Origin of the sequence: Belnapia moabensis DSM 16746, assembly GCF_000745835.1 — a bacterium.
GTDB classification, from domain to species: domain Bacteria; phylum Pseudomonadota; class Alphaproteobacteria; order Acetobacterales; family Acetobacteraceae; genus Belnapia; species Belnapia moabensis.
This window is the reverse complement of sequence record NZ_JQKB01000041.1, coordinates 19,211-35,174: the sequence shown is the minus strand read 5'-3', so window position 1 is coordinate 35,174 and position 15,964 is coordinate 19,211. Positions and strand designations below refer to the sequence as shown.

The window sequence follows — 15,964 nt, the reverse complement described above, 5'->3', positions numbered from 1 at the left end:
GTCAGACGCCGGGGAGGCGGCGGGCCAGCATGTCGGCCAGCATGGCGTTGAAGCTGGCCGCCGCCTCATAGGCGACCCAGTGGCCGGCGCCGGGAATGAGGCCGGTCCAGGCTTCGGGCTGCACCTCACGCAGGGCGGCGAAGCGGCGGTCGATCTCGGGGAAGGCGATGGCGTCGCGCTCGCCATAGAGCAGGGCGACGGGAGCGCGGGCCCCGGCGATGGCGTCCTTCAGGCTCGTCGTGCTGGCGAAGCCGCGGCTGCGGAAGCGGGCGGCCGTCGTGTTGGCTTCCTGGATTTCGAGGGCCAGGGCGTCGATGCGGGAGGGGTCGGCGAACATCAGCGTTGCCAGGTTGTGGCGGTGGGCGGCGAGGCGGGCCTCGCCGGTCTCGCTGCGGACCTTGCGCAGCGGGGTGATCTGGCGGGGGAGGCCGAGGGCGCCGGCGCCGACCAGGGTGACGCTGCGGAGGCGCGCATCGGCCTGGGCTGCGAGGTGGCCGGCGAGCAGGGCGCCGAAGGAAAAGCCGCAGAGGTCGTAGTGGCGGGGGCCGAGAATGTCGGCGAGGCCGGCGAGGAGGATGGCGGCGACGGGGGCGGGGCTCTCGGACGGCGGCGGCATGGCGCTGTCGCCGAGGCCGGGGAGGTCGGGGCAGATCACCAGGCGCTCGCGGGCCAGGGGCTCGATGTTGCGGGCCCAGTGGCGCCAGGAGCCGGAGCCGCCATGCAGCAGGACGAGGGGCGGGCTTGAGGCCTCGCCCCAGAGACGCCAGGCCATGCGGCCCTCGCCGCAGGGGGTCTCGATGCGGCGGGAGATGGCGTCGAGATGGGCCAGGAATTCGGCCATGCGGGTGCTTGTCCCCTTGATGCTGCGGCGCAGGATCGGGCGGGGCAACGGGGTTGTCCAGGCGGGACGGGAGCCCTTCGGAACCGGAGGATGGTGCTTCGCCGGACGAATGCTTGCGCCCTGGTCTTCATGCCTCACCCGGGCAGTACGGAGAACCCGGCAGTTTGAACATTGTTGCTCGCACCGCGCTGGACTGGCGGTTCCGTAACGTGACGCAGTGGTGGCCGCCTTCGACCCTGCAGCACCGGGAGCGTTTCATGGCGAGGACCATCGGGCAGTATGTCGCAACCGATTCAGGCGGCGTGGCGCGTGTGCTGTGGGGCCAGGAATGGGGCCAATCCTGCGGCCCGGCCTGCTGCTACATGGTGGTGTGCTCGGCGTCGCAAAGCACCGGGGCGGGCGGCGAGGCCTTCATGCGCAGCCTTGCGGTCAAACACGGCGCGACCCTGTTCGACATGATCGCGGGCGCCGGGACCTATGTCAGCCAGCTGGCCGACATTCTCGAGGACAACGGGCTGAAGGTGAATTCGGCGCAGTATGCCGTCGGGGAGTGGAAGGCGAAGATCGCCGCCGCGTCGGAGCGCAAGCCCATCATCTTCCACGTTCAGTGGGCCGCGCGGGATGCAAAGTCGCAATGGGTCGGCAATGGCGGGCATTTCGTCGTCTGCGTGGGCCTGTCGAGAGGCGGCGCCGTCATACTGGACCCTTGGTATGGCCTGCTGGAGATGCCGCTCGACGCCTTGCCCGTCTACAACACGAACATGCAAAGCGTCGACCTGAACAAGGCTCAGACAGCCGGCTACCTGTCCGGCTGGCTGGTCCAGGTCCTGTAGGCTCAGGACCTGCGGTTGGTGAAGCGGGCGTTGCCGAGGCCGGTGCCGATGGTGAGCACGCCCCAATGCTTCACGTCGCCCATCCAGGGGACCTGGCTGAGGCCCTGCACCACGGCGTCGTTGTGCATGACGATCACCGTGGCATGGCCGCCGATCTCGGGGAGGGCGGCGTGGAGGCGGGCGGGGAGGTTGAAGCGGTCGCTCTCCCAATCGCCGGGGAGGTTCTGGGCGCCATGGGCGATGCTGCCATCCTCCTCGACATGGCCGGGGCAGCCGATGCCGATGAAGGGGGCGACGGCGAGGCCGCGCTTCTCGGCCTTGTGCAGCATCTCCCGCAGCATCTCGATGAGGCGGTCGATCGCGGCATCGCGGCCGGGCTTGTCGTCGCGGTGGCGCCAGATGGCGCTGTCCCAGAGGCAGGCGGCGGAGAGGTCGGAAGCCTTCTTCAGGTGCGGGCGGACGAGGCCGACGCGAATGTTGGAGCCGCCGATGTCGATGGCGAGCAGCGCGTCATGGCCGAGGAAGATCCAGGGCGGGGCGAGCTGCGTCGCGCCGATCAGGCCGGCCTCGTCGGGGTCGTGGCGGATGGGGGTGAGGTCAATGGTGATCTCGTCGCCCTTCAGCAGCATGGCGGCGCGGCCGATGGCCAGCTCCCCGACGCGGCTGCCGCGCATGCCGCCGCCGATGACGATGCGCTCGGTGCCCTGCCAGTCCTTCAGCTTGAGCAGGCGCTTGACGACGGTGGCGAAGGACTGGGCGAATTCCTCGACGACGCCGTGGATCAGGCCGGCGAGCTCCGGGTCGCCCTCGGCGAGGAGCTTGTCGAGCTGGCGGCGGCCGATCTGATCGGGGGCGGCGTCGCCGAAGGGATCCTCCTTGTCCACGGCCTTCAGGCGCTCCCGCCAGTCGGCGAGGATGGCACGGAAGGCGGTGCTGCTGGCGCGGTCGCCGAGGAAGCCATCGGGGGTGCGGAGGGTGGCGTTGGCGGTGTCCACCGTGACGGCGGGCAGCTCGTTGGCGCCATGGGCGGGGAAGCCGGGCGGGGTGGGCCGGCGGGCCTGTTCGGTCATGCGGGGCCAACGCCGGCGGTGGCGTTTCGGTTCGATCAACGTTCCGGATAAGCGATGGAGACGATCTCGAGGGATTCGACGCCCTGCGGGGTGCGGAGGCGGACCAGGTCGCCGATGCCGGCGCCGAGCAGGGCACGGGCCACGGGGGAGACCCAGGAGATGCGGTGCTGCGCGGTGTCGGCCTCGTCGATGCCGACGATCGTCACCGTGACCTCGCGGTCGTCCTCGCGGGCATAGGTGACGGTCGCGCCGAAGAAGACGCGGTCGCGGCGGGGCTGGGTAGCGGGGTCCACGACCTGGACGCGCTCGAGGCGCTTGCGGAGGAAGCGGACGCGGCGGTCAATCTCGCGCAGGCGGCGCTTGCCGTATTGGTAGTCGGCATTCTCGGAGCGGTCGCCCAAACCCGCAGCCCAGGAGACGACCTCGACGACCTTGGGGCGCTCCTCGGTCCAGAGGCGGTGGAGTTCGGCCTGGAGGGCGGCGTGGCCGGCGGGGGTCATGTAGAAGGGCGTGCCGGGGGCGAGGCCGGGTGGGGCGTCGTCCTCGTCGTCGTCGTCCTGCGGCGTCATGCGCGGAAGCGGGTCCAGCCGGGGAGGCGGGCGGCGAGGTCCACCTCGCGCCATTTGGGGTGGCGCGGGGGGCGGAGGAAGGCGGGGAATTTCGCCTCGAAGGCGGTGGCGAAGCGGGCGAGCTTGCGGTGGCGCTCGGTGCCAGGCGTCCAGGCGTAGCAGGCCATGACGGCGCCGACGGCGATGGTCTCGACCGGGCCGTCCGCGATCAAGGCGGGGTAGTCGGCGGGGGTGAGGGAGCCCGGGAGGTAGGTTTCCAGCAGGCGGGGCGTCATCTGAATGGGGAGGAAGCGGAGGGGCGTGCCGGCGGGGAGGCCGGCGAAGAGGCGGGCGGGCTTGCCGGTGACATAGGCGAGGGCGGCGATCTCGCCGCGGCGGAGCTGCTCCAGCGCCACGTCCTGCGGGGCGTGGCGGGGCTCGATGGGGATGCCCTCGAAGAGCAGGCTGGCGGTCATCGCGGTGCCGCTGCCTTGCAGGTCGATGTTGACGGGCTTGTTGGCGAGGTCCTCAAGGCTGGCGATGCCGGGGGCGGCGAGGATGTGGACCTCCTCGTCGTAGAGCTTGGTGACGTACTGAACCAGGGAGTCGAGGCCGGGGAGCAGGCGGCGGCTGCGGGCATAGGCGAGCACGTCCGACTGGACGATGCCGAGATCGACGCCGCGCAGGACCAGGATGTCGCTGATGTTCTGCAGCGAGCCGCGGCCGAGGATCGGGAGGATGCGGAGCGCGTCGCCGTCGTCGAGGACGGCGGCGAGGTCGGCGGCGATGCGGGCATAGGTGCCGTCGATGCCGCCAGTGACGATGCCGATGGTGCCGGCATTGGCGCGGGCGGCCAATGCGTTGAGGGATTGCACCAGGGTCTGGGCGCCGGCCGGCGGGGCGGCGGTGGCGAGGGTGGCGGCGAGCAGCGTGCGGCGGGTGGGCATCGGCAGGGCTTAGCCCGGCGGGGCGCCGGAGGCCAGCAGGCGGCGGAGGCCGAGGCCGATCGGGACCATGTCGGGGATGACCTGACGGGTGAAGGTCTCGATCGGGGGGAGGGCGTGGGGGTCGGGGAGGGGCTCCTCGATGGCGAGCAGGGGGCGGATGGCGTCGGCCTCGGCTTCGGCGAGGCGGAGGGTGGTGGCGCGGGCGGCCGCGATGGCCGCCGGGTCGAGCAGGGCGCCGGCGCGGGCGGGGAGGGTTGCGAGGAAATCGGGCCAGTGGGCGAGGTGGAGGTAGAGGCTCGGCACCACGCCGGCGCCGTGGCGGGCGGCCAGCGCAGTGACCTGGGCGGCGGTCTCGGGTGGCAGGGCGTCGAGGCGGGGGAGGGGCGGCGGGGCGGGGAGCATCGGCTCCGGGGCCAGGCGCGGCGGCGGCGGGGCGGGATGCGGTGGGTCGTTGGCCAGGGCGCGGCGGAGGGCGGTGAGCAGGATCAGGTTGGTGAGGTTGCCGCGGTTGTAGGTCTCGACCAGGGCGAGGATGGCAGGGTCCGAAGGGGCGGGGTCGAGGGGTGGGAGGGGGATGGCGGCGGCGAGGCGGCTTCGGGCGCCGGCGAGGCTGCCATCCTCCAGGGGCGGGCGGATGGCGTGCCAGAGCCAGGGCAGCACGCCGTCGAGCGTCGCCAGATGGCGGTGGATGAAGTTGACGAGGGGGACGCCGCTGGCCGTGCGCAGCCGATCGTAGAGCGCCGCGATGGCGGGCGGCGCGTCGGCTTCGCGGAGTTCGGCCAGCGGCATGCGTGTGCCCTACAGCGAGGTCAGGTTCATCGGCTCCGCATACCACTCGAAGCTCTCGCCGGCCTTCGCCACATGGCCGAGGCCGGGCCAGGGAAAGTGGTAGGAGATGACCGGGTGCTTGTCCGCGGCAAGGCGCGTCAGCATCTTGAACCGCGACTGGGCCGAAAGCTTGGGGTCGGTGTCGAAGGCGAATTCCCAGAGCGGCTTCTTCAGCAGCAGCACCTGGTGGTGCGCGAGGTCGCCGGTGTTGACGACGGTCTTGTTGCCGTCGGAGATGAAATAGACCATGTGGCCCATGGTGTGGCCGGGCGTGGCGAAGGCGGTGACGCCGGGCGTGACCTCCTTGCCGTCCTGCACCATCACCATGCGGTCGCGATAGGCCGACAGGTTCTTCTTGGCGCCGTCGATGAAGGGCACCATGAAGTCGGGGCCCTTCTTGTTGGCGTCGTCGGTCCAGAAGCGCAGGTCGGTCTCGCTCACCGCGACCTGCGCGTTGGGGAAGTTGCGGCGGCCCTGCGCATCGACCAGCGCCCAGCAATGGTCGCAATGCGCATGCGTGAGCACCACCATGTCGATCTGCGCGGGGTCGATGCCGGCGGCCTTCATGTTCGCCAGCAGCTTGCCGGTGGTCGGGCCGAACATCTGGCTCGCGGCGCCCATGCTCTCGCCCATGCCGGTGTCGAAGAGGATGAGCTGGCGGCCGGTGTTCAGCACCAGCGCGTTCTGCTCGAGCGTCGCCGAAGCGGGGTCGAGGAAACTGCCGGTCAGCAGGTTGCGGATCTCCTCGGGCGGCGAGGCCGGGAAGGCGGGCTCCGGCTTGCCGAGCGGCAGCCTGCCGTCGGAGATGATGGTGAGTTCGTAGCCGCCGAGCTTGAAGCGGTACCAGGCGGGCGGCAGGTCGTTGCGGAAGGGTGCGGCGGCGCGGGCTTCGGTGATGGCGGTGGTGACGAGCGCGGGCGCGGCGAGCGTCGCGGCGGCCGCGCCCAAAAGGGCACGGCGGCTGATCTGGATCATCCTGTTCCTCCCAATCCGGTGCCGCGGCATGGCGCGGCACGCGGCGATGGTACAGCGGGAGCGGGATGCGTCGAGCGAAATCGCGCGTGGTTGACGGCAGGTAATGAGGCCGCCACCCTTCGCCCAGCAGGAGGAACGGATGCCGCAACTGGCCTATTGGGCGGAACGCCAAGCGGAGAAGCTGGCCGCGATCTTTCCCGATACCGGCGTCACGATCAGCTATGGCGGCCTCCATGCGCGGGCGCGGCGGGCGGCGCATTGGCTGCTGCGGATCGGGCTGCAGCCGGGCGATGGCATCGCGGTGCTGCTCGACAACCGGCCGGAATTCCTCGAACTCGCCGAGGCGGCACGGCTGGCGGGGCTCTACATCACGCCGCTCTCCATTCATCTGCGGCCGCATGAGGTGGCCTATGTGCTGAACGACAGCGGCGCGAAGCTCGTCGTCGCCAGCCCGGAGCTGGAGGGGCTGGCGGCGGCGCTCGTCGCCGAGGGCGCGATCGGCGGGCGGCCGCGCTATGCGCTGGGCGACGGCATCGCGGGCTACGAGAGCTACGAGGCGGCGCTGGCGCGCGAGGATGCGGCGGCGGCGCTGCCGGAGCGGCCGCTGGGGCGGGAGTTCCTGTACTCATCGGGGACGACGGGGCTGCCGAAGGGCATTCGCAGGCCGATGCTGCCCTATGAGCAGCGCGACGCGCCGATGTGGGACATGACGTGGAAGTCGCTCTACGGCTTCGACGAGAGCGTGGTCTATCTCTCACCGGCACCGCTCTATCACGCGGCGCCCTTCGGCTATGTCAGCCGGACGCTGCTGGAGGGCGGGACGGCGATCATCCTGCGGAAATTCGATGCGGCGCAGTGCCTCGCCATGATCGAGCGGTATCGCGTCACGCATAGCCAGTGGGTGCCGACGATGTTCGTGCGGCTGCTGGCGCTGCCGGAGGAGGTGAAGGGCGCGCACGACCTGTCATCGCATCGCTGCGCCATCCATGCGGCGGCGCCCTGCCCGGTCTCGGTGAAGCGGGCGATGATCGAGTGGTGGGGGCCGGTCCTCTACGAATACTACGCGGGCTCCGAAGGGATCGGGACGACGGTGATCGACAGCGAGACCTGGTTGCGCAAGCCCGGCTCGGTAGGGCGGCCGGTGAATGGCGTGCGCGTCCACATCACGGGCGAGGATGGGCGGGAGCTGCCGCCGGGGGAGACGGGGACGATCCGCTTCGAGGGCGGGCCGCGCTTCGCCTATCACAACGCGCCGGAGAAGACGGAGGCCTGCTACGACGAGCGGGGCTGGGCGACGCTCGGCGACCTGGGCTGGGTGGATGAGGAGGGGTTCCTGTTCCTCTCCAATCGGCGGGCGGATCTGATCCTCTCGGGTGGGGTCAATATCTATCCAGCGGAGATCGAGGCGGCGCTGGCGCAGCATCCGGCGGTGGGCGAGGTGGCCGTCGTCGGCGTGCCGCATGAGGAGATGGGCGAGCAGGTGCATGCGGTGATCGTGCCGCGCGAGGCCGTGGAGCCGGCGGTGCTGGATGCCTGGTGCCGGGAGCGGCTGTCGGGCGTGAAGCGGCCGAAGAGCTATGAGTTCGTCGAGGAACTGCCGCGCAGCGAGGCGGGGAAGCTGCTGCGGCGGATCCTGAAGGAGCGCTACCTGACGGCGGCAGGCTGACGCGGCCGCCCTCGGCGTGCATCAGCCCGTGCTGAGGCCGAGGCGCTTCACCCGCGCCTCCTCCATGTCGATCGTCTCCGCCATGTTGCGGGCGTAGTCGGCGCTGTTCAGGTATTGCAGCGGCTGGTCGAGCCGGGCGAGCACGGCGAGATGCGCCGGATCGTGCAGGGCGCGGCGGAAGCCCTCATGCAGGGCCGCGAGAATCTCGGGGTCGAGGCCGGCGGGGGCGACGAGGCCATAGGGCGAGGTGATGACCATGCCCTGGTAGCCGAGCTCGAGCAGCGTCGGCACCTCGGGGAAGCCGGGGCGGCGTTCGGGCGTCCAGACGTTCAGCAGGCGGACCCTGCCTTCCTTGATCAACTCGTAGAGGCCCGTGCCGGCGGCGGTCGCCTCGATATGGCCGCCGAGCAGGGCCGGCACCGCATCGGCCTCGCCGCGGAAGGGGACGTGGACGACCTCAAGCTTCTCGCGCTCGGCGAGGTCGACCATCGCCAGGTGTGGCGTGCCATTGGCGCCGGTATTGCCCCAGCGGTGGCGGCCGGGGTTGCGGCGGGCATCGGCCACGACCTCCTGCCAGGTCTTCCACGGGCTGTCGCCGCGGACGACGATGCCGAAGGTGTAGCCGGTCAGGTGGATGATCGGGGTGAAGTCGCGGCGCGGGTCATAGGCCATGCGCTGCATGAAGGGCAGGCGGAGCGCGGGCAGGGTCATCTGCGAGACGAGGTAGCCGTCGGGCTTGGCGCGCGCCACGGCGGCGGGGCCGAGGGTGCTGCCGGCGCCGGGGCGGTTCTCCGTCACCACGGTCTGGCCGAAGGCGCGGCTGGCGGCCTCGGCGAGGGCGCGCATCTGCACATCCGTCGCGCCGCCGGCGGGGAAGGGGACGAGGAGGGTGATGGGGCGCTCGGGGAAGCGTGTCTGCGCCCTGGACAGGGATGGGGCGAGAGCGGGCGTAGCGAGAGCAGCGCCGAGCAGGGCTCGGCGGGTGGCGAGCGGCATGGATGGTTCGTCCCGGGTGGTCTTGTTGTTGGGGCCCCGCCGGGTCGAGCGGCAGGGCCCGGCGATCCTACAGCGTGCGGCCGATGATTTCGCGCATGATCTCGCTGCTGCCGCCATAGATGCGGCCGATGCGGGCATCGGCCCAGGCGCGGCCGATCTCGTACTCCGCCATGTAGCCGTAGCCGCCATGGAGCTGGAGGAAGTCGTCGAACAGACGGTTCTGCATCTCGGCGCCGAGCAGCTTGGCGGTTGCCGCCAGCTCGACGGTGAGTTCGCCGCGGAGGTGGAGGGCGAGGCAGTGGTCGGCGAAGACGCGGAACATCGTCGCCTGCGCCTTGGCGTCGGCCAGCTTGAAGCGGTTGTGCTGGAAGTCGATGACCGGCTGGCCGAATGCCTGGCGCTCCTTGGTGTAGGCGACGGTCTTCTCCAGCATCACCTCCATGCCCATCGCGGCGCGGACGGCGATGACAAGGCGCTCCTGGGGGAGGTTGCGGATGAGGTAGTTGAAGCCCTTGTTCTCCTCGCCGAGCAGGTTGGCCACGGGGACGCGGACATCCTCGAAGAAGAGCTCCGAGGTGTCCTGCGCGTGCAGGCCGATCTTCTCGAGGTTGCGGCCCTTGGTGAAGCCGGGGGCGTCGGCGGGGACGCAGATCAGGCTGATGCCCTTGCGGCCGGCCGAAGGGTCGGTCTTGGCGCAGACGATGACGAGGTCGGCGAGCTGGCCGTTGCTGATGAAGGTCTTGGAGCCGCTGATGACGTATTCGTCGCCCTCGCGCCGCGCCGTGGTGCGCATCGCCTTGAGGTCGCTGCCCATGCCGGGTTCGGTCATGGCGATGGCGCCGATGATCTCGCCGCGCGCCATCCCCGGCAGCCAGTCGCGCTTGCGCTGCTCAGTCGCAAGGTCGGCGATGTAGGGGACGACGATGTCGGAATGCAGCGGGAAGCCGGGGCCGGTGCAGTTGGTGCGCGCGATCTCCTCGATGATGATGGCGCTGTAGCCGAAATCGGCGCCGGCGCCGCCGTACTCCTCCGACAGCATGGGGCAGAGCAGGCCGGCGGAGCCAGCCTCGAGCCAGACGGAGCGGGGGACGATGCCGTCGCGCTCCCACTGGCGATGGAAGGGAACGATGTGTTTCTCGAAGAAGCGGCGCACCTGGTCGCGGAACATCTCGTGGTCGGAGTTGTAGACGGTGCGGGGGCCGGCGAGGCTGCGGCCGGGCAGGGCGGGGTTGGTGTCCATGGCCTTGTCTCTTCCCTGGATCAGATGGCGTTGGCGGCGCGGAGGGCGGCGATGTCGTCGGCGGTAAAGCCGCAATCGGTGAGGATCTCGTCGGGCACGGCGCGGGCGGGCGCGCCGGGCTCAGCCGGGGTGCGGCTGAAGCGGGGAGCGGGGGCGGGCTGCACCACGCCGTCGCGGGCGAGGAAGGTTCGGCGGGCCTGGTTGTGGGGATGGCGCGGCGCTTCGTCCATGTCGAGGACGGGGGCGATGCAGGCATCCGTCCCCTCGAAGAGCGCGGCCCAGTCGTCGCGGGTGCGGCTGCGGAAGATGGCGATCAACTCGCCCTTCAGCGCGGGCCAGGCCGAGGGCGACATGCGGTCGGGGAAGCGGCTGGCGTCGAGGCCGAGCTTCTCGCACATGAGGGCGAAGAATTGCGGCTCGATGGGGCCGACGGCGATGCTGCGGCCATCGGCGCATTCATAGGTGTCGTACCAGGGGGCGGCGCCGTCGAGCATGTTGGTGCCGCGCTGCTGCGACCAGCGGCCGCGGGCCTTCGCCGCGTAGATCGGGGCCATCAGCAGGGCGGCGCCGTCGACCATGGCGGCGTCGACCACTTGGCCGCGGCCGCTGGACTTCGCCTCCAGCATGGCGGCGAGGAGGCCGAGGGCCAGAAGCATGCCGCCGCCGCCATAGTCGCCGACGAGGTTCAGCGGCGGGACGGGGCGCTCGCCGGGGCGGCCGATGGCGTGCAGCGCGCCGGTGAGGGCGATGTAGTCGATGTCATGGCCGGCGGACTGGGCGAGCGGGCCCTCCTGGCCCCAGCCGGTCATGCGGCCATAGGCGAGGCGGGGGTTGCGGGCGAGGCAGGTGTCGGGCCCGAGGCCGAGGCGCTCCATCACGCCGGGGCGGAAGCCTTCGATCAGGGCGTCGGCCGATTCCACCAGGCGGAGCGCGGCGTCGATGGCGGCGGGGGATTTCAGGTCGAGGGCGATGGTGCGGCGGCCGCGGAGGACGAAATCCTCGGGCGGTGGGGGCGGGGCGCCCTTGCGCTCGAGGCGGATGACCTCGGCGCCGAGATCGGCGAGCACCATCGCGCAGAAAGGGCCGGGGCCAATGCCGGCGAATTCCAGGACGCGCAGGCCCTTCAACGGTCCCATCGGGCTTCCTCCGTGATTGGGGGAAGCTTAGCAGGCTATGCGTATCCGGGAAGAGAAAAGGGGCCGGCATCGCTACCGGCCCCCCATCCCTGTATCAGTCAGGCGATCCGCTCAGCTGCGGCCGCCATGGCTGTTCTGGCCGCCCTTCTTGCCGGCCTCGCTGGCCTTCTCGCGGTCCTGGGCGAAGTTGCCACCATTGCCGCTGCCACTGCCCGAGCCGCCGCTGTTGCCGCCGCCGCCATGGCTGGCCTGGCCGCCGGCGCGACCGGCCTCGGCGGCCTTCTCGCGGTCATTGGCGAAATTGGCGGGGTTGTTTTCCTTGCCCTGGTGCTGGCCACCGATGCGGCCGGCCTCGGAGGCCTTCTCGCGGTTATTGGCGAAATTGGCGGGGTTGTTCTCCTTGCCCTGGTGCTGGCCACCGATGCGGCCGGCCTCGGAGGCCTTCTGGCGGTCGTTGGCGAAGTTGCCCGGGTTGTTCTCGGCGCTCTGGTTGCTGCCGCCGGCCTGGCCGGCGCGCGAGGCCTTCTCGCGGTCGTTGGCGAAGTTACCGGGATTGCTGTTGCCGCTATTGGCCATGATGTTCATCCCCGATTCATTAACTGCGTGGCCGCCTTGTCCGCGGCCTGCGGGGGAGAACGTGGAACGGTGCCGCCGGATGCGGCACGTTCCGTACAAAGTCTAGAAAAACACTGCAAAATCAATATTATAAACTATCCGAAGGCGCCATGGTGGCGGCCAAGGACAGGCTTTCCCGGCCCGGTTGCGTGGCCGGTCTCGCAATATCCACAAGGGAGTAACCGGGATGGTTTTTCGCGCTCAACGCGAACGCGAGCGGCTGGCGAGGATCGTGCTGCCGATGATGGTGAGCGCGAGGGTGACGATGAGGAGGAGGAAGGCGAGGGCGGCACCGAAAGGCCAGTTGGTCCCGCGCACGAACTGGTCGTAGACGGCGGGCGCCATCATCTTGAACTGCGGGCCTCCGAGCAGGACGGGCGTCGCATAGGCGTTCATGCAGAGGATGAAGACGAGGACGCAGCCGGCGGCGACGCCGGGCAGGGCGAGCGGAAGGACGACGCGGCGGAAGGCGGTCATCGGGCTGGCGCCGAGATTGGCCGCCGCCTCCTCGACGCCACGGGGGATGCCCTCGATCACCGCGGCGAGGGTCAGGATCATGTAGGGGGCGACCACGGCGAGGATGCCGGCGATGACGGCACCGGTGGTGTAGAGCATCGGCCAGGGCTCGGCGATAAGGCCCATGCCGATGAGGCCGGCATTGATGGCGCCGTCGCGGCCGAGGAGGGCCATCCAGCCGGCGGCACGGACGACGTTGCCGACGAGCAGGGGGAAGAGCGTCAGGATGGTAGCGAGGCTCTTCCAGCGGCTCTCCATGCGGGCGAGCCAGTAGGCGGCGGGGAAGCCGATCAGCAGGGCAAGCAGGGTGCTGGTGAAGGCGACGCCGAGCGTCGTCCCCAGCACCTCGCGGTAATAGGGGTCGGCGAGGGCGCGGAGGTAGTTCTCCGCGGTCAGCGCCTCCTGCATCATCTGTGCCGCGTCGTAGCGGTTCAGGCTGATGCGGAAGAGCATCGCCATGGGCGCGACCAGCAGGCCGAGCACCAGGAGCGTCGCGGGGAGGAGGAGGGCGGCCATCGCTCCCCTACCGCTTGAACTCCTTGTTCCAGAAGTCGATGAGGGCGACCTGGTTCTTGGCGATGTATTCGTAGTCGGGCGTGCGGAGCTTCGCTTGCTGCTCGGGGGTGAGGCTGATCTGGCGGGCGAGCTCGGGGGGGAGCTGGGCGTCGGTCACGGTGGGCGCGTAGCCCATGCGGTCGGCGAAGGCGGTCTGGGCGCGGGCGTCGAGGGCGGCGTCGAGATAGGCCATGGCGCCGGCGCGGTTGCGGGCGTTCTTCGGCACCGACATCTCGAAGCAGATGCTGGTGGCGCCCTCGCTCGGGACGGCGTGCTCGACGGGGATGCCGGACTTCTTCCACATGAAGCCGCGGGCGAGCCACATGATGGTCAGCCAGACCTCCTCCGACTTCAGCGCGGCGGCGAGTGCCTCGTTGGAAGGGTAGACCTTCGCGTCGAGGCTGCGGAGCTCCATCAGCTTCTTCTTGCCGGGCTCGTAGTCGTGCACGGTGCCGCCGGCGACCAGCGACGCGGCTTCCATGTTCTGCAAGTGGAGGATGTCCACCAGGCCGACGCGGCCGCGGTATTTCGGGTCCCACAGGTCGGCATAGGACTGGGGGGGCGTCGTCACCTTGGCCGGGTTGTAAAGGATGACCTTCGCCGAATAGATGTGCGGCGCCGAATAGGGGCGCTTCAGCGAGGGGATGGCGCGGGCGAGGTTGGGGATGCGGCCCTCCTCGATCGGCTCGAAGACGCCCTGCTGGGCGAGGGTGAACATGTCGACATCCGAGAGGCAGCAGACATCCATGCTGCCGCGGCGCGAGGCGCGCTCGGCGATCAGCTTGGTTTTGCGCGGGTCCTGCGGGCCGACATCCTGCACCACCTCGATGCCCTTGGGGGCGAGGATCGGCTTGTCGATGTTGGAGGCGAGCAGGTCGCCGTAGTCGCCGCCCCAGGTGCCGACGACGACCTGGCCGGAGGGCTGGGCATCGGCGAAGCCGGGGAGGCCGGCGGTGAGGGCGGCGGCGAGGGTGCTGCGGCGTGTGAGGCGCATCGGGGCGGTCTCCGGGTTCAGGTGGCGTCGTCGGGGAGGTCGCCGGGTTCGGCGGGGAGCAGGCGGGCCTCGGCGGGGTCCCAATGGGCGAGGACGGCATCGCCGGGGGCGAGCGCGCGGCGCGGGTCGCCTTCGGCCGGCGTGGGCGCGATGGCCAGCAGCCGGGTGCCGGCGAGGTCGAGATGGTACTCGGTCTGGGCGCCGAGATAGGTGACGGCCATGAGGCGGGCGGGGAGGCCGGTGCCTTCGGTCGCGACCGTGATGCGCTCGGGGCGGAGGGCGAGGACGCTGCCGGCCGGGGCCGCAAGCGGCAGGCGGGGGAGCAGGGCGCCGGTGGCGGTGCGGAATTGGCCAGGGGCCTCCGGCGTGCCGCGAAGCAGGTTGCAGCGGCCGATGAAGCCGGCGACGAAGGCATCGGCCGGGCGTTCGTAGAGCGCCTCCGCGGTGCCGATCTGGCGGACGCGGCCACGCTCCATCACCACCAGCCGGTCGGCCATGGTCAGCGCCTCCTCCTGGTCATGGGTGACGAAGAGGGTCGTCAGGCCGAGGCGCTGCTGCAGGGCGCGGATCTCGATGCGGACCTCGGCGCGGAGCTTGGCGTCGAGGTTGGAAAGCGGCTCGTCGAGCAGGAAGACGGCTGGGTTGACGACGAGGGCGCGGGCGAGGGCCACGCGCTGCTGCTGGCCGCCGGAGAGCTGGCGGGGGAGGCGGTCCGCCAGGCCGTCGAGGCGGGCGAGGCGGAGGGCTTCGCGCACCCGCGCGTCGCGCTCGGCGCGGGCGACCTTCCGCATCTCGAGGCCGAAGGCGACATTCTCGCCGACCGTCATGTGCGGGAAGAGGGCGTAGGACTGGAAAACCATGCCCGTGTCGCGGCCATGCGGCGGGGCCTTCGTCACGTCGCGGCCGGCGATGAGGATGCGACCGCTGCTCGGCGGGACGAAGCCGGCGACCATCCGCAAGGTCGTCGTCTTGCCGCAGCCGGAGGGGCCGAGGAGGGCGACGAACTCGCCCTGCGCGACGTCCAGGTCGACGCGCTCGACGGCGATGGTGGTGGCGTAACGGCGGCTGATGGCGTCGAGGGTGAGGGTGCCCATGCTCAGACGACGCGGCTCAGCGAGACGAAGCGGTCGGTGATCAGCATCAGCGCGCCGACGAGCGCGATCTGCACGGTGGCGACGGCGGCGAGCGTCGGGTCCACGCGGAATTCGAGGTAGTTCAGCATGGCGACGGGGAGGGTGGTGCGGCCGGGGCCGACCAGGAGCAGCGTCAATTCGAGGTTCTCGAAGCTCTGGATGAAGCTGAAGAGGCAGGCGGCGACGACGCCCGGGCGGAGCATCGGCAGGGTGATGCGGCGGAAGACGGTAAAGGGGCGGGCGCCGAGATTGGCCGCCGCCTCCTCCGCCGCGCGGTCGAGGCCCTGGAGAGAGGCGAGGACGAGGCGGACCGTCCAAGGGATGGTCAGCAGGACATGGGCGGCGACGAGGCCCGGGAGCGTGCCCTTGATGTCGTCATCGACCCAGAATTCGGCGCGGACGTAGAAGAGGTAGAGGGCGGTGCCGGCGACGACGCCGGGGACGGCGAGGGGCCCGAGCAGCAGCGTGTTCAGCGCGCCGCGGAGGCCGCCGAGCCGGGCGCGGGCGAGGGCCAGGGCCGCCGCCGTGCCGAGGGGGACGCCGATGGCGGTGGCGGCCAGCGCCAGTTGCAGGGAAGTGGCGAAGCCGCGGGCGAATTCGCGCTTCTCCCAGGCATTGGCGTACCAGGCGAGGCTGAAGCCCGTGGGCGGGAAGGAGACGATCTCCTGGGCGAAGACGCTGATGACGATGACGGCGAGCACCGGCGCCAGGATCAGCCCATAGGCCCCCGTCACCGCCACGCCGAACGCCGCCCGTTGCAGGCGCGACCCTGCCATCAAGCCCCCTATCGTCTCCCGCGGCGCACCGTGATGCGGGGGCGGGTGCGGGTCAAGCACTGGTGCGGGAGGCGGAACATCATCGCCCGTGATGTTGGGCCCGTGATGTGGGGTTTGACGGGGTGGGGGGGCTTCGGTATGAAGCGGCCTGCATACGTCGTGAGCCGTGCTGCACCTGCGGAGGGGTGGCCGAGTGGCTGAAGGCGACGGTTTGCTAAACCGTTATAGGGGGTCAACCTCTATCGTGGGTTCGAATCCCATCCCCTCCGCCAGCCCTTCCACCCCGATGCGATGC

16 protein-coding genes and 1 tRNA gene are annotated in these 15,964 nt (G+C 70.6%); 3 read left to right on the top strand and 14 right to left on the bottom strand.

Annotation, left to right across the window (positions count from 1 at the left end):
* Position 1: 1 nt before the first annotated feature.
* Entirely contained in the window at positions 2-889 is an 888-nt protein-coding gene (locus EP26_RS20630; protein WP_052389442.1) for an alpha/beta fold hydrolase, read from the bottom strand.
* Positions 890-1,098: 209 nt separating this feature from the next.
* Here EP26_RS20630 and EP26_RS20625 point away from each other — a divergent pair, with 209 nt between their 5' ends.
* Positions 1,099-1,674 carry a cysteine peptidase family C39 domain-containing protein gene (locus EP26_RS20625; protein ID WP_043341425.1) on the top strand — a complete coding sequence of 192 codons (576 nt, stop codon included), beginning with the start codon at positions 1,099-1,101 and terminating at the stop codon, positions 1,672-1,674.
* 2 nt (positions 1,675-1,676) lie between these two features.
* On the opposite strand, the gene EP26_RS20620 is transcribed toward EP26_RS20625, so the two are convergent.
* Genes EP26_RS20620 through EP26_RS20600 form a run of 5 tightly spaced genes read right to left on the bottom strand, consistent with a single transcriptional unit; the run spans position 1,677 to position 6,042 of the window.
* Positions 1,677-2,744, bottom strand: coding sequence for a glucokinase (locus EP26_RS20620; protein ID WP_052389441.1), 1,068 nt, complete (start codon positions 2,742-2,744; stop codon positions 1,677-1,679).
* Positions 2,745-2,779: 35 nt separating this feature from the next.
* Positions 2,780-3,313, bottom strand: coding sequence for a transcription elongation factor GreB (greB, locus tag EP26_RS20615; RefSeq protein ID WP_043341423.1), 534 nt, complete (start codon positions 3,311-3,313; stop codon positions 2,780-2,782).
* On the bottom strand, positions 3,310-4,239 hold the full coding sequence (locus EP26_RS20610) for a TAXI family TRAP transporter solute-binding subunit (RefSeq protein ID WP_084112693.1): 930 nt from the start codon (positions 4,237-4,239) through the stop codon (positions 3,310-3,312). The genes greB and EP26_RS20610 overlap by 4 nt, the downstream gene beginning before the upstream one ends.
* A gap of 9 nt (positions 4,240-4,248) precedes the next feature.
* Positions 4,249-5,028, bottom strand: coding sequence for a hypothetical protein (locus tag EP26_RS20605; RefSeq protein ID WP_043341419.1), 780 nt, complete (start codon positions 5,026-5,028; stop codon positions 4,249-4,251).
* Between the two features lie 9 nt (positions 5,029-5,037).
* The gene (locus tag EP26_RS20600) at positions 5,038-6,042 is read right to left on the bottom strand and encodes an MBL fold metallo-hydrolase (protein WP_043341418.1); all 1,005 of its coding nucleotides are present in this window, start codon (positions 6,040-6,042) and stop codon (positions 5,038-5,040) included.
* A gap of 139 nt (positions 6,043-6,181) precedes the next feature.
* Between EP26_RS20600 and EP26_RS20595 the strand changes: the two genes are divergently transcribed.
* Positions 6,182-7,708 (top strand): AMP-binding protein, encoded by a 1,527-nt coding sequence (locus EP26_RS20595; RefSeq protein ID WP_043341417.1) that lies wholly within the window; start codon positions 6,182-6,184, stop codon positions 7,706-7,708.
* Between the two features lie 21 nt (positions 7,709-7,729).
* On the opposite strand, the gene EP26_RS20590 is transcribed toward EP26_RS20595, so the two are convergent.
* From EP26_RS20590 to EP26_RS20555, 8 genes are all read right to left on the bottom strand, one after another.
* Complete coding sequence (locus tag EP26_RS20590) at positions 7,730-8,704, bottom strand: tripartite tricarboxylate transporter substrate binding protein (RefSeq protein WP_043341416.1); 975 nt, start codon at positions 8,702-8,704, stop codon at positions 7,730-7,732.
* A gap of 67 nt (positions 8,705-8,771) precedes the next feature.
* Positions 8,772-9,944: an acyl-CoA dehydrogenase family protein gene (locus EP26_RS20585; RefSeq protein ID WP_052389440.1), complete on the bottom strand. Its 1,173-nt coding sequence runs from the start codon at positions 9,942-9,944 to the stop codon at positions 8,772-8,774.
* 20 nt (positions 9,945-9,964) lie between these two features.
* On the bottom strand, positions 9,965-11,080 hold the full coding sequence (locus EP26_RS20580; protein ID WP_043341415.1) for a CaiB/BaiF CoA transferase family protein: 1,116 nt from the start codon (positions 11,078-11,080) through the stop codon (positions 9,965-9,967).
* A 111-nt stretch (positions 11,081-11,191) separates the two neighbouring features.
* Positions 11,192-11,656: a con-10 family general stress protein gene (locus tag EP26_RS20575; RefSeq protein ID WP_043341457.1), complete on the bottom strand. Its 465-nt coding sequence runs from the start codon at positions 11,654-11,656 to the stop codon at positions 11,192-11,194.
* Between the two features lie 240 nt (positions 11,657-11,896).
* Positions 11,897-12,727 (bottom strand): ABC transporter permease, encoded by an 831-nt coding sequence (locus EP26_RS20570; protein WP_043341414.1) that lies wholly within the window; start codon positions 12,725-12,727, stop codon positions 11,897-11,899.
* Between the two features lie 7 nt (positions 12,728-12,734).
* On the bottom strand, positions 12,735-13,760 hold the full coding sequence (locus tag EP26_RS20565) for an ABC transporter substrate-binding protein (RefSeq protein WP_043341413.1): 1,026 nt from the start codon (positions 13,758-13,760) through the stop codon (positions 12,735-12,737).
* Positions 13,761-13,777: 17 nt separating this feature from the next.
* Positions 13,778-14,854, bottom strand: coding sequence for an ABC transporter ATP-binding protein (locus EP26_RS20560; protein WP_043341412.1), 1,077 nt, complete (start codon positions 14,852-14,854; stop codon positions 13,778-13,780).
* 2 nt (positions 14,855-14,856) lie between these two features.
* A complete protein-coding gene (locus EP26_RS20555; protein ID WP_043341410.1) occupies positions 14,857-15,669 on the bottom strand; it encodes an ABC transporter permease in 813 nt (270 codons plus the stop codon).
* Between the two features lie 179 nt (positions 15,670-15,848).
* On the opposite strand from EP26_RS20555, the gene EP26_RS20550 reads away from it, so the two are divergent.
* Positions 15,849-15,941, top strand: a tRNA-Ser gene (locus tag EP26_RS20550).
* Positions 15,942-15,964: the final 23 nt, after the last annotated feature.